Annotated in this window: 1 protein-coding gene and 1 pseudogene; both read left to right on the forward strand. The window is 39.2% G+C overall.

The features are described from left to right. Positions 1-464 (forward strand): annotated as a pseudogene (gene wzt / locus RTW80_RS25805) (O89/O101/O162 family O-antigen export ABC transporter ATP-binding subunit); the annotation flags it as partial. 17 nt (positions 465-481) lie between these two features. After that, on the forward strand, positions 482-1,048 hold a 567-nt coding region (locus RTW80_RS25810), incomplete at its 3' end, for a glycosyltransferase (RefSeq protein ID WP_312720919.1).

Genomic DNA, 1,048 nt, shown 5'->3' on the forward strand with positions numbered 1-1,048 from the left:
TAGTTCCACTGTTGGATATCGCTCTAGGAATGGATGATGATTCCACAGGATACCAAAATATAAAACTACGCGGTTTGTTACTTGGTATGACGAATGCAGAAATCGAATCCAAAATAGAAGAGATCGCTTGCTTCACAGAACTAGGTGATTACCTGAATCTACCAATTCGTGTCTACTCTACCGGGATGCGCGTGAGATTAGCATTTGCAGTATCAACTTCAGTTGATCCAGATGTACTTTTACTCGACGAAATTATTGGGACTGGTGATGCTTCTTTCTTAAATAAAGCAAAGAAAAGATTCCAGGAGTTGCAGGAGAGGGCAAAGGTTGTTGTGCTATCTTCCCATGACAACAATGTCATTCTGAAAACTTGTAATAAAGTTCTGTGGTTAGAAGGTGGTAAACCAAAGATGATTGGAGATCCGGAAGAAGTATTAAATAAATATATGGATAGCGTAGTTTAAAAACATAGGTGGTATGAGTGAAGATTGATTATGTCATTACAGGCATGGATGTCGGAGGCGCTGAGATGCAGGTTGTCGAATTGCTTCTTGAGCTTCAAAAATGTGGGCATTCTGTTCGATTAATTTCGCTTACACCACCAGTTGATTTGATTGATAAGCTAATCAGTAATGACATACCAGTTGTTTCATTGGGTATGAAATCAAAATTAGCTTTACCTATGGCTGCATTTAAATTAGCAATGTTGATCAGACAAAACTCTCCAGATATTGTGCATTCGCATATGTTTCATGCCAATATCTTGGTACGTTTCGTAAGAGCACTCTTGGGAAGGCGTTCATCTATTATTTGTACTGCACACAGCGTTCGTGAAGGTGGCAGTGCCAGAGACTGGCTCTATCGTTTGACTAATAAATTAAGTGACTTGAATACAGTTGTTAGCGATGCTGCACGGCAGCGATTTATTAACGACAAAGTATTTCCACCTGAGAAAACACTTACTGTTTATAATTGTATCAATATTGATCATTTTTGTATCATCGATAGACAGGGCAGGAAACGATTTCGCTGGATAACAGTTGGGCGG

This window comes from Escherichia sp. AM3, from assembly GCF_032029835.1.
Taxonomy (GTDB): domain Bacteria; phylum Pseudomonadota; class Gammaproteobacteria; order Enterobacterales; family Enterobacteriaceae; genus Escherichia; species Escherichia coli.